General features: G+C 39.1%; 18 protein-coding genes, 1 pseudogene and 1 riboswitch. Of the genes and pseudogenes, 9 read left to right on the top strand and 10 right to left on the bottom strand.

Annotated elements, in window-relative coordinates:
- Positions 1–304: 304 nt before the first annotated feature.
- Positions 305–1,213 carry a ribonuclease HI gene (rnhA, locus tag PN471_RS01190; RefSeq protein ID WP_271775332.1) on the top strand — a complete coding sequence of 303 codons (909 nt, stop codon included), beginning with the start codon at positions 305–307 and terminating at the stop codon, positions 1,211–1,213.
- A gap of 222 nt (positions 1,214–1,435) precedes the next feature.
- Here the strand turns inward: rnhA and PN471_RS01185 are convergent, their stop codons facing one another.
- Entirely contained in the window at positions 1,436–3,316 is a 1,881-nt protein-coding gene (locus tag PN471_RS01185) for an ABC transporter ATP-binding protein (RefSeq protein WP_271775331.1), read from the bottom strand.
- A gap of 47 nt (positions 3,317–3,363) precedes the next feature.
- Entirely contained in the window at positions 3,364–3,828 is a 465-nt protein-coding gene (locus PN471_RS01180) for a hypothetical protein (protein ID WP_193897573.1), read from the bottom strand.
- 289 nt (positions 3,829–4,117) lie between these two features.
- Here PN471_RS01180 and PN471_RS01175 point away from each other — a divergent pair, with 289 nt between their 5' ends.
- The gene (locus tag PN471_RS01175; RefSeq protein WP_271775330.1) at positions 4,118–4,303 is read left to right on the top strand and encodes a hypothetical protein; all 186 of its coding nucleotides are present in this window, start codon (positions 4,118–4,120) and stop codon (positions 4,301–4,303) included.
- Between the two features lie 42 nt (positions 4,304–4,345).
- Positions 4,346–4,417 (top strand): annotated as a pseudogene (locus tag PN471_RS01170) (1-acyl-sn-glycerol-3-phosphate acyltransferase); the annotation flags it as partial.
- Between the two features lie 95 nt (positions 4,418–4,512).
- Here the strand turns inward: PN471_RS01170 and PN471_RS01165 are convergent.
- Genes PN471_RS01165 through PN471_RS01150 form a run of 4 tightly spaced genes read right to left on the bottom strand, consistent with a single transcriptional unit; the run spans position 4,513 to position 7,123 of the window.
- A complete protein-coding gene (locus tag PN471_RS01165; RefSeq protein WP_271775329.1) occupies positions 4,513–5,268 on the bottom strand; it encodes an energy-coupling factor ABC transporter ATP-binding protein in 756 nt (251 codons plus the stop codon).
- Positions 5,243–6,055, bottom strand: coding sequence for a cobalt ECF transporter T component CbiQ (gene cbiQ, locus PN471_RS01160; RefSeq protein ID WP_271775328.1), 813 nt, complete (start codon positions 6,053–6,055; stop codon positions 5,243–5,245). The genes PN471_RS01165 and cbiQ overlap by 26 nt, the downstream gene beginning before the upstream one ends.
- Complete coding sequence (locus PN471_RS01155) at positions 6,052–6,354, bottom strand: energy-coupling factor ABC transporter substrate-binding protein (protein WP_193897580.1); 303 nt, start codon at positions 6,352–6,354, stop codon at positions 6,052–6,054. The genes cbiQ and PN471_RS01155 overlap by 4 nt, the downstream gene beginning before the upstream one ends.
- Positions 6,341–7,123, bottom strand: coding sequence for an energy-coupling factor ABC transporter permease (locus PN471_RS01150; protein ID WP_271775327.1), 783 nt, complete (start codon positions 7,121–7,123; stop codon positions 6,341–6,343). Before PN471_RS01150 ends, PN471_RS01155 begins: the two co-directional genes overlap by 14 nt.
- Before the next feature lie 18 nt (positions 7,124–7,141).
- Positions 7,142–7,281: riboswitch (cobalamin riboswitch) on the bottom strand.
- On the opposite strand from PN471_RS01150, the gene PN471_RS01145 reads away from it, so the two are divergent.
- Both PN471_RS01145 and PN471_RS01140 read left to right on the top strand, forming a co-directional pair.
- A complete protein-coding gene (locus PN471_RS01145) occupies positions 7,242–7,451 on the top strand; it encodes a hypothetical protein (protein ID WP_271775326.1) in 210 nt (69 codons plus the stop codon). Its footprint overlaps the riboswitch before it by 40 nt.
- 270 nt (positions 7,452–7,721) lie before the next feature.
- Positions 7,722–7,934, top strand: a complete 213-nt coding sequence (locus tag PN471_RS01140) for a chlorophyll a/b-binding protein (protein ID WP_168493346.1) — start codon at positions 7,722–7,724, stop codon at positions 7,932–7,934.
- A gap of 248 nt (positions 7,935–8,182) precedes the next feature.
- Here PN471_RS01140 and PN471_RS01135 read toward each other — a convergent pair whose 3' ends face one another.
- Positions 8,183–8,944 (bottom strand): SDR family oxidoreductase, encoded by a 762-nt coding sequence (locus tag PN471_RS01135; RefSeq protein ID WP_271775325.1) that lies wholly within the window; start codon positions 8,942–8,944, stop codon positions 8,183–8,185.
- Positions 8,945–9,047: 103 nt separating this feature from the next.
- Entirely contained in the window at positions 9,048–9,860 is an 813-nt protein-coding gene (locus PN471_RS01130; protein WP_271775324.1) for a nuclear transport factor 2 family protein, read from the bottom strand.
- Positions 9,861–9,945: 85 nt separating this feature from the next.
- Between PN471_RS01130 and murG the strand changes: the two genes are divergently transcribed.
- The 4 genes from murG (at position 9,946) to ftsY (ending at position 14,535) form a co-directional block, all read left to right on the top strand.
- The gene (gene murG, locus PN471_RS01125) at positions 9,946–11,019 is read left to right on the top strand and encodes an undecaprenyldiphospho-muramoylpentapeptide beta-N-acetylglucosaminyltransferase (protein ID WP_271775323.1); all 1,074 of its coding nucleotides are present in this window, start codon (positions 9,946–9,948) and stop codon (positions 11,017–11,019) included.
- A 480-nt stretch (positions 11,020–11,499) separates the two neighbouring features.
- Positions 11,500–12,285, top strand: coding sequence for a DUF502 domain-containing protein (locus PN471_RS01120; protein WP_271775322.1), 786 nt, complete (start codon positions 11,500–11,502; stop codon positions 12,283–12,285).
- A gap of 67 nt (positions 12,286–12,352) precedes the next feature.
- Positions 12,353–12,994, top strand: a complete 642-nt coding sequence (nusB, locus tag PN471_RS01115) for a transcription antitermination factor NusB (protein WP_193897610.1) — start codon at positions 12,353–12,355, stop codon at positions 12,992–12,994.
- Positions 12,995–13,065: 71 nt separating this feature from the next.
- A complete protein-coding gene (gene ftsY / locus PN471_RS01110; protein WP_271775321.1) occupies positions 13,066–14,535 on the top strand; it encodes a signal recognition particle-docking protein FtsY in 1,470 nt (489 codons plus the stop codon).
- Positions 14,536–15,321: 786 nt separating this feature from the next.
- Here the strand turns inward: ftsY and lnt are convergent.
- A complete protein-coding gene (lnt, locus tag PN471_RS01105; RefSeq protein ID WP_271775320.1) occupies positions 15,322–16,935 on the bottom strand; it encodes an apolipoprotein N-acyltransferase in 1,614 nt (537 codons plus the stop codon).
- A complete protein-coding gene (locus tag PN471_RS01100) occupies positions 16,932–17,222 on the bottom strand; it encodes a hypothetical protein (protein WP_271775319.1) in 291 nt (96 codons plus the stop codon). Before PN471_RS01100 ends, lnt begins: the two co-directional genes overlap by 4 nt.
- Between the last annotated feature and the right edge of the window lie 261 nt (positions 17,223–17,483).

Raw genomic sequence — 17,483 nt, 5'->3', positions numbered from 1 at the left:
GTTTCACTTTATCACACCATTTCGCTTTTAATGCTATTTATTCTCATTAAGCATCTTAATTTTTGAATTGACTTTAGTTATTATGTACTACTTTAAGGGCTTTTTTGATCTGTGACAGTTTGGGGTGCGGAATGTGGGATTAAACGGGGATTAAAACAGCAATTCTCATTTTCAAATAAACAGAGTGTATTAACCTTACCAAATCTGAAAAACCAGATTATTAACTATGATATTCTAAAGACTATTGACTAAAATTCGTCAGTAATTACTTTCTTGATAATATTTACAGTTTGATACTTGTAGTATGTCTAACCAACGTCTAATTAAAAGTATATACACAGATGGTGCTTGCACCGGCAATCCTGGCCCGGGTGGTTGGGGTACAGTCGTCTATTTTAATGATGGTTCAGTTCACGAAATGGGCGATTCATCCCAGCACACTACTAATAATAAAATGGAAATGCAGGCAGCGATCGCCGCCTTGGAATTTTTCCAATCATCTCGACAAACTGAACCTATTACCCTGTACACAGATAGTAAATATGTCATTGATTGTGTGACAAAATGGGTAAAGGGCTGGAAAAAGAACGGCTGGAAAAAGTCGGATGGAAATCCCGTCCAAAACCAAGACCTCCTAGAAATTCTTGATCAACTCAATAGCCAAAGGGTACAATGGCAGCACGTCCGAGGACATTCAGGTAATATTGGCAATGAACGCTGTGATCTAATTGCCCGTTCCTTCGCCAATCACAAAGTCCCCCACCTAAAACAGTTATTACCCGACTTTCTTCACGAAACTTTACCTAAAATTGGCGAAATAAGCGTAGTAAAAGTACCTAATGATCCGATAAACTCTACAATAACTAATAAAAATACACTAGAAAGCAGTCTGTCTGCATCAGATACCAGCACTATGGAACTATCTACAACACCAACTGCGACTACAACCAACGAACAACCCACTGAAATCAGGGTTTTGCAACTTCGCAATTTGGTGGAAACCTTGCGGATTGCAGACGAAATTGCCGAAAAAGGCTACCTAATTACCAGTTCAGAATTAGCAGACTTAATGGGTGTTCACTCTAGCGCCGTTACCAGTCGGGGAGATGAATGGCGTTGGCGAAATTGGATAGTTTCACGGGTAAGACGTGAAGGTAATCAAATTCTCTGGGAACTGGAACGTGGGGATAAAGTAGAAACAGAAATAGATTAAAATAATTCGTGATTTGTAATTAAGTTTTGTAACTGAGATCTAGAGATTTTTATATCATTGAGTTGCCATTTTCTCCAACCTAGAAAAGTAGAAATGCAGGGACTTTTCCCTGCTATACGGACCTAAAATGGCCGCCATGAAACCATAACAATCTGATCAGGAAATATCAACAGTAACGGCAAGAATTTCGCCAACAGCAACGGGAATGCTGCACACCTGTGATTAAGTTCCTAACATTTGTAAATTGTGTAAGGTGGCATAAAATCCTTGTTGTTGTAACAATTCTTCATGACTTCCCTGTTCAATTAATTCTCCCCGTTTCAAGACAAAAATTCTGTCCACATTCCGAATTGTCGAGAGACGGTGAGCAATAATAATTGAAGTTCGTTGTACTAACAACTGATTTAAAGCTTCTTGAACTAAAGCCTCCGTTCCCACATCTAAACTCGCTGTGGCTTCATCTAAAACCAAAATTTGCGGATTACGAATAGCCGCCCTCGCAAAGGCTAAAAGTTGTTTTTGTCCACTGGAAAGATTAGTTGCTCGTTCTCGTAACTGAGTATCATAACCTTGAGGTAATTGGTTAATAAACGTCGCCACATTTGTTTTTTCTGCTGCTTGTTGAATTTCTGCAAAACTGTAATTGTCACCCAAAGTAATATTACTTTTGACATCACCAGCAAACAAAAAAGCCTCTTGCAAAATCACCGTCATATAACGTCTTAGTTCAACTTGGGGAATCTCGCGGATATCCACACCATCAATCAAAATCCGTCCTAGAGTTGGTTCATAAAGACGACATAACAGCCGAATAATCGAACTTTTACCGGCACCGGTTGGACCAACTAAAGCCACCTTTTCCCCTGGGTGAATAGTAAAGTCTAAATTCTTAATCACGTAATCATCATCTTTATAAGCAAAGGAAACATTTTCAAACTTAATTTCTCCCAAAGCCGGAACGGGTGTAAAATCTTGAGATTCTAACTTAGAAGCTATCTCATTAATATAGCCAAATTCAAAATCTACATTTAAACTTTGAGGCTGAGAGTAATCTTTAATTTCGATAGGTTCATCTAAAATATCAACCACCCGTTCAATAGCCGTAAAACCAGATTGAATCACCGTAAACTTTTCCGCAAAATTCCGCAATGGTTCAAAAAATTGTTGGGCATATAAAATAAATGCTGATAAAATCCCAAAAGAGATTTGTTGATTTAATAATAACCAACTACCTAACCATAGTACACCGGAAATGGCAATTAAACCAACCCATTCTAAGGTTGCAGAAACTGCGGAATCATACCAAATGCTAATATCTACTTCCTTAATATAACGTTGGTTATTAGCTCGAAATAACTCGACATTAAATTTTTCGCGGCGAAATAATTGGACTATATTGATACCGACAATATTTTCCTGAAGTTGAGAATTGAGTGTAGAAAGTTCTTCTCTGGTTTTATAATTAGCCATGCGATACCGCTGTTGAAAATAAATCATCAACCAAGTTACTGGCAAGAGAATGAATATTAACAAAGAAGCAAGTTGCCATTGAATTGAAAACATCAATCCCACAATTACTACCATAGATAGTAAATCAGAGACAATGCCTACAGCCCCAGTGGAAAAAACATCTCCTAAATTTTCGACATCACTGGTTAGTCTCGTAATCAATTTACCTACAGGTGTCTGATCAAAAAACCGAACTGCTAAAGATGTTACATGAGTAAATAAATCCTCACGAATATCTGCTGTGATTTTCTGTCCTAGTTTTTGCACTAAATAACCTTGTCCACCTGTTAATAATAAACGAACAGCAGTTGCTATCAGTAATAAACCAATGAGGATATTTAAACCTTGCCACAGGGGGATATTTTGAAGAAATTGATATGTGCTAGGTTCTTTACGAATTAAAGAAATTGCCTGTCCTACTAATAGGGGTTTGATAGCACTAGCAGCAGCAATCGGAACAAGCATGAACATGGATACTGCTAATAGTTTGCCATGACGACGACCATAGGGAACTAAGCGTAAAAATAACCGCCAGTCATTTTCTCGACGACGGTATTCGGGATTGGATTGACTTGGAGATGGAGAGATGCCCATAAATAACAATTTAGGAGGAAAATAATGTGAAATTCTACCCTGGGAGACTAATTTTTTTCAAAATTTAAACCATTGATTTCTTGACATTTTGCCTGTGCTGCTTGATAAGCTGTCAAATATTCTAGACCACCCAACATGACATCACCATAATAATCATAGGGGGCTTCGCCATAAATAGGTAAAGGATCATCCTCTGGATAATCTTCTTTGGATTCTTCAATAAGAGCTTTGAGCTTTTTGGCACTCAGGCTTTGGGCGGGAAAATAATACAGTTCTTGGGGATTTTTTTGTAAATGGGGAAGTGTCGGATCTATGATTACGTCATTAACTTCAATCCAACCATGTTCCACCGGTTTATAGGGCTGGCCTGCAAATACTAAAAAGCCTTGTATATACTTTGCCCCTTCGGTGATTGAAACTGCTTTATAAGCATTATCAAAAGGTTTTTTAGCTTTACTTTTGATGGTTTTAGCAATTTCATTAGATAGGGTTTCATCTAGTAATTTGTTCATGGGGTAAATTCTCCTTTAATTATTTTATCAATTATTAATATACACTGTACTAGTACAACACGGCGTAAATAAATCAACCATTATCAATCGCCAAAAAGCTTGCTCAGTATTAGTTTTGACTTTTGACTTTTGACTTTTGACTTCCGCCCTGCGGTACTAGGCAATTTCCAACCACCTGGACTATGTAGCAATCGCTAAATTAGTGATCAAGAACAAGATCCCCGACCTCTCTAAGAAGTCGGGGATCTGACTGTGGCAATATTCACAACTCACACAGGATTCCTTATTGTTGATATCTCAAAATTATTCCCCTTTCCCCTATAAGCGATCGCTGTATTATGTCTATAAAGACCCTGCTAGTGCCGGATTGCAAGCATTTTTAGGTTATGCTACTTCACCTCAAGGACAACAGGCTTTAACATTAGGCAACTTATCTAGGAAAAATCAGCAGTTAGATTTGGGAGTTAGAAGTTAAAATAAGTTCTGACTCCTGACTCCTAATTCCTTCCTCAATTATATTAGAACTCGTGAACCCTTAATTAGTTTGGCACTGTATCACGCCTTTAAGTGGTCGGTGGTCAGTCCCGTATGACACGCATACTTTCGCGGTAATTAATGAAATGCACGATTTGGGTAGGTAAAATTTATTATAGGGTAGGCAAGATGTCTACCCCACAAGAGTTTTCAGCATAAAATTAATGGTATACCCAATTCTAATTCCTCCAAAAGTGTCTTTTGACTAAATACATCTTCTGGTGTTCCTTCTAGCATCAATTGTCCTTTATCCATGACAAAAACCCAATCTGCCCAACGATATACTAAATCCAAATCGTGAGTTGCTATTAATAGAGTATTGCCATTTTGATGAATTTCTTTGAGTGTTTTCATCAAATTTCGAGTATGTTTAATATCTAAGTATGACGTTGGTTCATCTAACACTAATAGTTCCGGGTGTAATACCATAACATCAGCAATGGAAACTCGCTTTTTCTGTCCCAAACTTAAATGATGTACTGGTGTTTCTGCTAAATTGGTTAATCCAAATTCAATTAATGCTTGTTCTACTCGCTGTTTAATTTCTGTTTCTGGTAAACCCAAATTACACAAACCATAAGATATATCTTCTTCAACCGTAGAAGCTACTAATTGTTGTTCAGGATCTTGAAATACTAAACCGACTTTTTGGCGAATCTTACTGAGATAATGACGATTATAAATTAACGGTTTACCACACCAACTAACAATACCAGAATTGGGTTTATATAGTCCATTAGCTAATAAGAAAAGTGTGGTTTTACCACAACCATTTTGACCAATTAAGGCACATTTCTTTCCAGAGGGAATTTTCATGGTTAAACCATTTAAAGCTGGTGGCTGTAGCCTTTCTGAACCTGGATAGGTGTAATATACTTGCTCAAATTCGAGTAAATATTCCTGCATTTCGGCAAATTTCTAATCCTATTAATACGACACAGCCACAAATTGCTTCAACGGTATATCGTGGAGATGAATGATAACGTCGGGGATGCCAAAATCGTAATTCACCAGCAAAACCTCGTGCTTGTAATCCGAGAGAAAACTGACTATATTGTTGTAAGGTTCGCTGTAATAATTGTCCGATTAATAATGCTAAACTCTTCATGCTAGTATGCCAAGTGCTATAACCACCACGAGAATTTTGTGCTGTTAATAATTCATTGGCTGTTTTGAGCAAAATGAAAATCAACCGATACATTAGTAATAATAAATCGGTTAAAAGGGCTGGAAATTTCAACCAACGTAAAGTTTGTAATATTTCTGTGAAAGGTACAGTTAACACGAGAAAATATAAACAAGATGTAGAAGCTAATGCTCTAGTTAAAATTCCCCATGCTTGAATGCTGCCACTACGGCTAATATAAATATAGAACTGTCCAAAAGTCAGTCCATACCATGAATCTAATTGGACGATTGGCAAATTAGCGATCGCAACTCCATTTACCATTAATGCTGGTAAACTTGTCAAACAGAAAACTATGGTAAACATCAACAATCGCCAATAAACACCAGCCGGAATTCTTGCATAGATTACTATCCAGACAGTCATCCAAAGTGCTATTAAAATTTGTACTAAGGCATGACTACAAAGAGAAATAATCAGAGTCGTAGATGCAAAAATTAGTTTATGTTCTGGTGGTAATTTTCGTAGTTGATTGGTGTAAGCTAAAGTATCTAATTGTAGACTCATTCTTCACGTTTTGGTTGCTGAGAACGTCCTTTATATACACCAATTGCATAACCAACTACTCCCGCACCTAAAGCTGCTTGTGATGCAAATAATAAGCTTTCAATTTCACTACTAGCTGGTTCAAAAAATGATTTAAACCAGGGTTTATATCCAGGTTGTATTTCTGTAATGGCTTTTTCAGCTTCACCATCTGCACCACTAAATTCTGCCCCACGCACAAATATTAAAGGTGCAATTGCTAATGCTAAAATAGCTAATATTAAAAACCAGTTATTTAAGCTTTTATTAGATTGATTCATGACTTTGATTTCTCCCCTTGATCAATTGCAAAAGTTCCAATTCTTGAGGATTATAAGATTGTAGCCAGTTCCACACCAACACAGTTAGTAATCCTTCACTAATTGCTAAGGGTACTTGAGTAATAGCAAAAATTCCCGCGAACTTAATCAATGAAGCGATCAATCCACCCACAGGTGCAGGAAAAGCCAAAGCAAGTTGGATAGCTGTAATCATATAAGTAAGTAAATCTGCCAATGCGGTGGCTAAAAATATGGCGATTCTTTGTTTACCACTCAGTCCCATTGTGAGATTATAGATCCAGTAGGCGGCAAATGGGCCAGCGATCGCCATTGAAAAAGCATTTGCACCCAAAGTAGTTAAACCGCCATGTGCCAGTAACAAAGCTTGAAATAACAATACCAAACTACCCAAAACTGTCATCGTCATGGGTCCAAACAGCACCGCACCTAACCCTGTTCCTGTGGGGTGAGAACAGCTACCTGTGACAGAAGGAATTTTTAACGCTGACAGTACAAAAGTAAAAGCACCAGCCAAACCTAACAAAAGTTTCAATTCCGGGTTAGCATTGGTAATGCGAGTCAAACTCCGCAATCCTAAAACAAAAAATGGTAATGCGACAACCCACCAAAAAATAGCCCACTGCACCGGTAAAAACCCTTCCATAATGTGCATTGCGTAGGCGGGTTTGGGGAAACCAACTACTAAGTAAAAACTAATAACAGCCATGAGGATTAGACTGACTAACCCCGGTTTTTTTCTAGATATCATCTGTACCTCGCAGATTTTATAAACGTCTTTCTTTCGGCGGGCATCCTGACTGACCATATTATGGCTCACAGTTGCGGGACAGTGCCGGATTCGCACCAGACTTTCCCCCTTACGTCCAATGGCTGCACCCCATCAGAACCGATTGGATAACTATAGCACTGTTAGTAATACAACCTACATTATTGGGGTGCGATCGCTGCGTGATTTTGATTTTTACAGCAATTTTCGGCATTGCATAATGATGGTAAGTGGCTGGTTGCAATTAAATATAAGATGTGGGATGGCCATCTTGCCCGTCAGCTGGCTAGAAGCCTGTTCCACTATCTAACAATTAAGCCTACTTAATTGGGAACTGAATATTCCTCACGCATTAGGTTACATCTTAGAAATCAAACCCACTCTTTCTGAACTAGTGAAAGGTTTAAAAGAATGGCAACCACAGTATAGACCTCATCGCATTTTTACTGAACTTGATTATACGGTATACCGTACTAAATTTCGTTCGGCTTACCGTATTTTTTTGTCATGTCAAGCCCTTGCAAAAAATATTTACAAAATGTTATATTTATTTACGTAAAAAAACAAAAAAGAAAAAAACATGACAGTTAAAGGCTTTACCACCAACGAACTCGGTCAACTTAACAGCTTTGCGATTGAACCAAAAGTATATGTAGACCAAACCCCAAGAACGGGTTTCACAGAATACGCAGAAAAGCTCAACGGACGTTTAGCCATGATTGGCTTTGTCTCACTCATAGCTGTAGAAGCGATTACTGGAAATGGCTTGATTGCATGGTTAACAAACCTGTAAATCAGTTTTTGAATCAACAAATAAAACATTAATTAAATTAAGAAAATATTAAATAATCTCATATGGAGTCTTAGTTTTTTAAACTAAGGCTTATTTTGATTTAAATATGTAGCGATTTCTCCAAACCCACAAAATCGAAAATCAAGTTTGACAATTTGTCTTTCGAATTAGTGATTTATTTAACTGAAAATTGAATACAGTAGAGATACGGCTACTTTCAGACATTCCTAGCCGGAGTCTGGAAGAGGTTACAGCCGCCGGTTTACTAGGGTGGCGCTGGCTTGGTCAACTGGCATCAGTATGACTTCGTTAATATTAACGTGACTGGCTCTAGTGGCGCAGAAAAAGATCACATCGGCTACATCATCAGGAGTTAGAGGTTTAACGCCTGCATACACCTTTTTAGCCCGTTCTGTATCACCATGAAAACGGACTTGACTAAATTCTGTTTCTACCATACCAGGATCTACAGATGTCACTCGCACGGGAGTTCCTAAAAGGTCTTGTTTTAAGCCTTCAGAAATGGCTTTAACGGCGGCTTTTGTTCCACAATAAACATTACCCCCAGGATAGGTTTGATGTCCGGCAATAGAACCGATATTGATGACATGACCATGATTCCGTTCTACCATTCCTGGGACAATATAACGGGTGAGGTAAAGCAAGCCTTTGATATTCGTATCTATCATTTCTTCCCAGTCTTGAAAGTCGCCTGCTTGCAATTTGCTTAAACCGCGACTTAAACCGGCATTGTTAATGAGAATATCAATATTTTTCCAAGATGAGGGTAAGTTAGCAATGGCTGATTCTACCGCCAAGCGATCGCACACATCAAGTTGTAATAAATGGATTTTCTCGGATGGAATATCTAACGAATCAGCTAATTGCTGTAACCGTTCCCACCTTCGTGCGGCTAAAATCAGCTTTGCACCAGCATGAGCAAAAATTCTGGCACAAGCAGCACCAATACCACTACTTGCACCAGTAATGAAAACAATTTGATTTTGCATGGGTTTGTAATTAATTGGTAATTGGTAATTGAGTATTTTTTTACTCCCTATTCCCTATTCCCTATTCCCTATTCCCTGTTCCCTGTTCCCTGTTCCCTATTCCCTACTTCTTAACCACCTGCAACCGTTGAGTAATAATAGTCATATCTTCACCTCGGCGAATTACAGCGGAAACCCATTGAGGTCCGGGAGTAGAAGGTGCGCGTCCTATTTTGAAGAGTCCACCAGAATTGAGAAATTCTAAATTTGCAATTGTCGGGTTGAGAAGTTTATTTGCCTGAATGGGTTCTTCTATGGCTGTTCCCAAGAGGAAATCTTCACCTAATGGTTCTTGGACAATGGCATCAAAACTATATTTTTCTCCAACTTTTACCTGTTGTGGTAATTTAATTTCTACTTGGGGTGGTTTACTACCAGCGGTTAATTGAGTCCGTTCTGATAGAATATCCTGATGAATGATTTTTGCACCTGTGACTTTTTGCCGCGATTTAATTGTAGATTGCAGAGTTAAATTATTATTACCTGATGCTGGTAAACCGCTAATTGTGGTGACAGTATCTGCAATAATTGTATTGCCTGCCGATTTCCAAGATTCTAGCTTGGTTGTGTAACGTAATTTGGGATATCGTTTCCAAAGTCCTGTTAAGGCTTGTTCCATTGCTTTCCGGTTTAAGCCGTCACTATGGGTAAATGTAGGACTATAAAATTCCATGACACCGTTCACATTCCCTTGATTAGCAGCATTATCAATTTGTGTTAATAGGTTAGTGAGTGTAGTGGGGGCATTTGCGGGTTGACCGGCTTGCGCCAATTGCCAAGTGCTGGATAAACCAATTGCTAGTACACTGGAAATTAGAGAAATACTAAGGCTTAATGTTTTGTTACGTTTCATTAATAAGGGGATAATTTTAGTCATAAGGAAGATTTTACTGATTTGATGATACAAGATAAGGAATTTGTTTTATCTTAATGAAACTGGGAGATAAATGGTATAGTCGGGAATGGTAAATCCATCAATTAAATTACTTATAGCAGCTAGTGGGACAGGTGGACACTTGTTTCCGGCGATCGCATTGGCACAAAAACTGCCAGAATACAATATTGAATGGCTGGGTGTGCCAAATCGGCTAGAAACTCAGTTAGTTCCCAAGATATATCCTTTAAATACGGTTGCTGTTGAAGGGTTTCAGCAAGGTTTGAGTCTTGGTTCTGTCCGCACTTTGTGGAAACTAATCAGTTCGATTCTTCAAGTTAGACGGATTTTACAACAAGGAAAGTTTCAAGGAGTTTTCACCACAGGGGGTTATATTGCAGGTCCTGCGGTGATTGCAGCGCGTTCTTTGGGTTTACCTGTGGTTTTTCATGAATCCAATGCATTACCGGGGAAAGTTACCCGCTTTTTTGGTCCTTGGTGTAAGGCAGTGGCTATAGGATTTGACGTAACTACTCAATATTTACCTGGGACAAAAACTGTTTGTGTGGGTACCCCCGTGCGATCTCAATTTTTAGATGAGCCTGTTAATAACACTTTAGATTTACCTATTCCTGATGGTGTACCTCTGATTGTGGTCTTTGGTGGTAGTCAGGGGGCTGTAGCTGTAAATAAATTAGTCCGACAGTCGGCGGAAGCTTTGTTTCAAGCCGGTGCTTATATTGTCCATTTAACGGGGGATAATGACCCTGATATTCATAGTCTTCAACATCCCCAATATATCGCCCTGGCTTTTTATGATCATATGGCGGCTTTGTTGCGAAGAGCTAATTTAGCTATTAGTCGTTCTGGCGCAGGTAGCTTGACAGAATTGGCAGTTTGTGGTACTCCAGCGATTTTGATTCCCTATCCCTTTGCGGCGGAAGACCATCAATCTTATAATGCGGCAGTATTTACTCAAGCTGGTGCGGCTTTGTCCTTTAAACAATCGGATTTAACTCCAGAAATATTTACAACTCAGGTGTTGAATTTGTTGCAGTCGCCGACGGAATTAGGGAAAATGGCAGAGAAAGCTGCATCGATCGCTGTTCCTGATAGTGCAGATAAATTGGCGACTTTGGTGAGAGAGGCGATCGAAAATTAATTCCCATTAACTCAAAATAGTCATGGCTAAATTGTGAGCATTTGGTGATATGGCGCGGTAGGATAGATAATATCTCTCAGATTTGCAACAATCGTTTACAAGTATAGCAGGTGACAGGTGACAGGTGACAGTGCTAAAGGTCTCTTAGTGTCTAAGTTTTAGCATTGGTAGATGTCCTAACCGCTTTGTCCGTTGCTATATTACAAAGATACAGGAGGAGTCAGGAGTAAAACTGGTTTGCTGTCTGGCTTTGAATTTAGATTCTGTACCTCATTAATCTGTAAGTAACAACTCTAAAAGATTTACCAGCCGTCACTACGGTGGACTAATGGCTATATTTACATTGAACTAGGAAAATTGCGAACTTTTGTAGCGATAGTTTGACTTTTATGCTGAGAGAAGAGGACAAAGGGCATTTTCTCACCATGATCAAAGCCTGTTGTCATCAGTTGCTGATCTTCTCAATGTGACTAAGCTGAAATGGAAAATAATCACAACAGTTTGACGAAGCTAAATAAGGAGAATCGGGGTTTGGGAATGGAACGGTGGAAACAAGACTTAAAAAATGACCTGATTGCTGGTTTGCTGGTGATAATTCCCCTCGCAACTACAATCTGGTTAACAATTACCATAGCTACCTGGGTAATTAACTTTCTCACCCAAGTTCCTAAACAACTGAATCCCTTTGATGGCTTAAATCCAATTCTAGTAAATATACTGAATTTCTTGGTAGGATTAGCCGTACCATTATTAAGTATTCTGGCTATCGGTTTAATGGCTAGGAATATTGCTGGTCGGTGGTTATTGGATTTTGGTGAACGGTTATTACAGGCGATTCCTCTGGCGGGACAGGTATATAAAACTCTCAAGCAACTATTAGAAACTCTCCTAAAGGATTCTAATGGTAAATTTCGCCGAGTAGTTTTAGTAGAATACCCTCGTCCGGGCATTTGGGCGATCGCATTTGTCACCGGCGCAATTAGCAATGAAATCCAAAATCAAATATCCCGTCCTGTCCTCAGTCTATTTATTCCCACTACCCCCAATCCGACTACAGGATGGTATGCAGTAGTACCAGAAGAGGATGTACTTAATCTTTCTATATCCGTCGAAGATGCTTTTAAGATAGTTGTGTCAGGTGGTATAGTCGCCCCTAATATTCAAACATCCGAGCTTTCTGCACTGTCAGCAGGATCATCTTTAGAAATACAACAGCGGGAAATTCCCGAAATAGAAACTAAACTCGATACCAATCTAGCAAAGTGAACAAAAAATAGATAAGCTAATTGTTCATCTGTGCTAGAACTCATATATTTTTCATCATCCCAACTGTATGCAGCATCGTAAACCCCAACAAATAGCCCGTGAATTGGCTCTGTTAAGCCTTAGCCAATTACCAATTAACCCCAAGAAACTGGAAACCCTATCAGACGAGCAATTAGTCTCTAAGCTAGTTTTAGGGGCAGTCCGTACCCTCACATTAGAGGTACAGGATACATTGAATAATGCCGCAGGCGAACTACAACGAAGTAATGATCGTCTATTAACTAGCGAAACGAGAGCCGCTGACTTAAATACAGCCAGAACTATGTTGAAAGAGGCGATTTCCTATACCCAAATAGCTATCAATCAATTAGGTACATCCGTTGATTTTCCTGAATTAATTCAGTTAGCTAATCAAGATAAGGAAGTTCGTAATTACGCCAAAGCACTTATTATTACTGTTAGTGAAAATCATCAAGCTATCGAAGAATCTATTTCTCATGCTTTAGTAGATTGGCAAGTTACCCGTCTCGCCCAAATTGATAGGGATATCTTGCAAATAGCTACCGCAGAAATAAAGTTTATGAAAGTTCCCAATAGTATTGCCATCAACGAAGCTGTAGAATTAGCTAAACGCTACAGTGGAGAAGACGGACACCGTTTTATTAATGGTGTTCTCCGCCGAGTTAGCGAACAAAAACAACCTGTTTAAATTGGTTAGTTGTCATTACCCATTACCCATTACCCATTACCCATTACCCATTACCCATTCCCTAAACTACAATGGCTTTCAATTGGTTTCGTCGTCCGCATAATGAATCTGCTGATACTCCTGAAACTCCAAATCAGGAGGAAACAGCCGCAGTAGAAGCAACTGAAACAGCAACAACCGGACCAGATACGGCGGATTTGTTGGCTTTTGCTAAAGCTGCTTATAAAAATATTCAAGAAAAACAACAAATAGAAACAGAATCATCTGTAGCTGTTGAAGAAAATCCTGTTACTGAAGAAATAGGAGAAACTGAAGCAGTAGAAGAAACTGCACCGATAGAAGTAGATGAAAATATAGTAGAAATTCCTGAAAATGTTGTCAGTGAACTAGAAACAGCTAATTTATCTTTTTTAGAACGGGCGGCGGCGGAAAGAGAGGCTAAACAAGAGAAATTAATTGCTAGTGCGATAGAAACAGAGATTCCAGAAACACCGATAACTCCAACAGCCACAGAAGTCGAGATTCCAGAACTGGTATTTGATGATGGGTTTAAGTGGTCAGCCAAGGTTTTAGCCGCCCAAGGGAGAAAAGCTGAAGATATTTCTCTAGAAGAAATTACTTGGTTGAAAAAACTCCGCCAAGGTTTAGATAAAACCCGTCGGAATATTCTAAATCAATTAAAAGCAATTGTTGGTCAAGGACCTCTAAATCAAGCCGCTGTAAATGAAATTGAATCATTACTTCTCCAGGCAGATGTGGGTGTAGAGGCAACAGATTATATTATTGCAGCCCTCCAGAAAAAAATCCTGGCAGAAGTTACTCCACCGGAACAAGCGATCGCTTATCTGAAAGAAATTCTCAGAGGTATGCTAGATGCACCCTTGCAAAACCCAGACAAACCCAGCTTTGCACCGGAAAAAGATCAACTCACAATTTGGTTAATTACCGGAGTCAATGGCGCAGGAAAAACTACAACCATCGGTAAGATTTCTCACCTAGCCCAAAAATCCGGTTATAAATGCCTAATTGGGGCAGCAGATACATTCCGGGCGGCGGCTGTGGAACAAGTCAAAGTTTGGGGAAATAGAAGCGGTGTCGAAGTTATCGCCAATCCTGGGAAAAACACAGATCCAGCAGCAGTGGTATTTGATGCGATCGCCGCTGCCCAATCAAGAGAAACTGAACTATTATTAATAGATACCGCTGGGAGACTGCAAAATAAGAAAAACCTCATGGACGAACTGGGCAAAATTCGCAAAATCATCGGTAAAAAAGCCCCTAATGCCCGCGTTGAATCCCTGTTAGTTCTCGATTCCACCTTGGGACAAAATGGACTGCGACAAGCTGAAGTATTTTCCCAAGCAGCCCAACTCAGTGGCGTTGTTTTAACCAAATTAGACGGAACAGGTAAAGGAGGTGTAGCGATCGCTGTCGTCCAGCAACTAGGCTTACCTATCCGATTTATTGGTGCTGGTGAAGGAATTGAAGATCTGCGTCCATTTTCTAGTTACGAATTTGTAGAAGCACTACTAAGCGGTTGATACCGCCATCAAAAAAGCGGCTATAAATTGCGGCTACACAGACAAAACCCACTTTCGTGGGTTAAGAAGCCTTAATTTTTCATTAGTCCAGATATCCCTTACGGGACTACAGGTTCCATCATGATACCCTGGGACATACTCTACACTCCCTTATGCCTTGGATCACGCTTGCGCGAACAGGTGAGTGTGAGCTTCTTGGGGACTCTTCCATGAAAAAGTCATATCTTTGAAGAATCTCAGCAGCTTCAGTCCTGAGAGTCTCAAATCTTCTGATAATCTAGGAAGATTTAAACCATAGCTGCTAATTTTCTAGCAATGCAGTCAGACATATAAGTTTTTCAAATATCTCTTTTTTAAAAAAATCACATTTCTATGTTTGTTGAGAATATACTCGGTTGATTCTCAAGATTATTGAGAATGTAATCAATAAGCTAACGATTTTACTAGGGTATTGACATCTGGAAATTTTATGCTACTGTCAAGATATATAATTTGGGAGTTTTTGTGTCTAAAAATTAGCATTGCGGAAGGAACTTTATGTTTATTCAGCAAACCCTATTTAGGGGTTACTGAAAAAGTCTTTTCCTGAGGGCTAGGAGTCAGGAGTCAGGAGAAAGAAAGAAGAAAGAAGAAAGAAGAAAGAAGAAAGAAGAAAGAAGAAAGAAGAAAGAAGAAAGAAGAAAGAAGAAAGAAGAAAGAAGAAAGAAGAAAGAAGAAAGAAGAAAATTCCTTCCCTGTAACCTGTCACCTGTCACCTCCCCTCACATACAACTTATTCAGCAAACCCTAAATAACACTTGATCGGAATATCCGACTCAAAGCACTCAGAACCAACAATAAAGGAGTTAGCCAATCACCCCAACGCACATATAAAGTCCGAGTTTGACGAGGATAAATAGTTTCTGCGTGGATTTGATAGGTATTATAAGCCGATTTCCAGAGAGTTTGCCCATGGGGATTAACAAATGCCGAATAGCCTGTATTTGTTGCCCTTACAGCCCACCTATCGGTTTCAATTGCTCTCATGATATCCTGGGCATGATGTTGATCTGCCATTGCTGCCGTATAATGGGCATCATTAGAAGAACTGAGGATAAATTTCCCACCCATAGAAGCTTGATAACGAAAATTTTCCGCAAAAGCAGATTCGTAACAAATACCAATAATTACCTTACCAAAAGGAGTATCAAAAATTTGCTGGGCTTTACCCGGAACTTGATGTGCTTCTAGGGGTGATAACCGTTGAATCAGTCCACCTAAAATATTTTCAAAAGGAATATATTCTCCTAAAGGTACAAGTTTAGACTTATCATAACGGCTGGTAACTTTCCCATTTCCAAGAACAGTAAATAAACTATTTGTATAACTATTTCCTTGTTCACCAAATGCACCTACCCAAGCTATGACACCCTGTTCTCGAATGGCAGCTAACAAAGGAGTTTGAAGTAAATCACGAGAAAAAATAGGTATAGAAGCTTCTGGAGTAAGAACAGCTTGGACACCTTGATTAGTTAAATTTAAATATCCTTGAGTGTAAGCTGTCATAGCCTGACGCAAACCTTGAGGAAGAACCTTAATTTTATTAGGAATATTACCTTGAATAATACCGATTTTTAAAGCTGTATTTGGGGTAAAATTCAGGGGGTTGTTATAGAGAATAAAGCCCATAAAATGGGAGGTAATTAATAGTGTGGTGGCTAGGATTAAGTAAGAATTAACGAACCACAGAGGCACAGAGGACACAGAGGTTTTTGGATGAAGTATTCTTATTCTTTCTTCCTTTGCGTCTTTTCGCCTCTGCGTGAGATATTCCGCAATCAACCCATTAAACGCTACAATTACCGCTGTTACAGTATTTGGTCCAGAAAGCTGTCCTAAATGTAAAATTACCAGATTTTGCGGTGATTGAGTGTAAGCCAAAGAACTCCACCATAGAGGACTAGCACTCCAGAGGCTTTCTAAGCCACACCAAATTGCTGTACCAACTAGAACACGCAACCAAGGATTTCCCCTATCTAAACGCACCATTAAAGCCGCCCAAATAGAGACGAAAATTCCCCCCCAGAGGCTGATAAATGCCCAACAAAACAGGGTAATAATTAAGCTCGGTAGCCAAGGGACACCCAGCCAGTCCATGGGATGAATACCTGTAATCCATGACAATGCGACACCGTGATAACCGATGCCCCAGATGAAGCCAAGAACAGGGGGAGATGAGTAATTTTTCTCTGTTTCTGGTGTAATTTTAACTAGTAGCATCCACAAGGGGGCTAGGGATACCCAGGCTAAGAACCATGCACCAATAGGGGCGACGGTTGTTCCCATGAATATGCCACTGAGAAGAGACAAGGTATAATATGTGATATTATTAGTAAATTTTAACGGTCTAAGTTTGATCATTTGCTGTAAATGAAATTGTCATTTTTAAAATATTGGCTGAGTAACTTTTCATTTATGGGCGGACAATTAATATTAGCACCAAATAATCCCTTAACTGTATTTTGATAATCGAATTTTGGTTCGGGGATTTTTTGCTGTGAAGTTGGTGGAAAAAATGCAGACATGATTTCTAATTTTTTATCTGCTGATTTTTGCATCAGATTAATTAATTGGGAGTACCATTCATCATAACTAATCTGTGGTAATTGATAACCTAGTTCACGAATTAAATTAAATAAGTGATTCATAGATATAATCTGCGGGTTTAGCAAGTGAAAAGCTTTTCCTAAAGACTCTTTTTGAAAAGATAAATATACAATTGCTTGACTGACATAATCAACTGGTGTTAAATTATCTTCCCAGTCAATGTTAGAGGATGTTTGAAAAGTTTCCGGCGATTAGAAATCGCTACTACACAAACAAAGTCCACCTGCGTGGACTAACGAAAAATCAAGGCTTTTGAACCCACGAAGGTGGGTTTCGTCTGTGTAGCTGCGACTTCTAGTCGC

It is taken from the genome of Aphanizomenon sp. CS-733/32, assembly GCF_028330045.1.
In the GTDB taxonomy this organism is placed as follows: Bacteria; Cyanobacteriota; Cyanobacteriia; order Cyanobacteriales; family Nostocaceae; genus Dolichospermum; species Dolichospermum gracile.
Note: the sequence above shows the minus strand (reverse complement) of the source record. Positions and strands in the feature narration are given on the sequence as shown.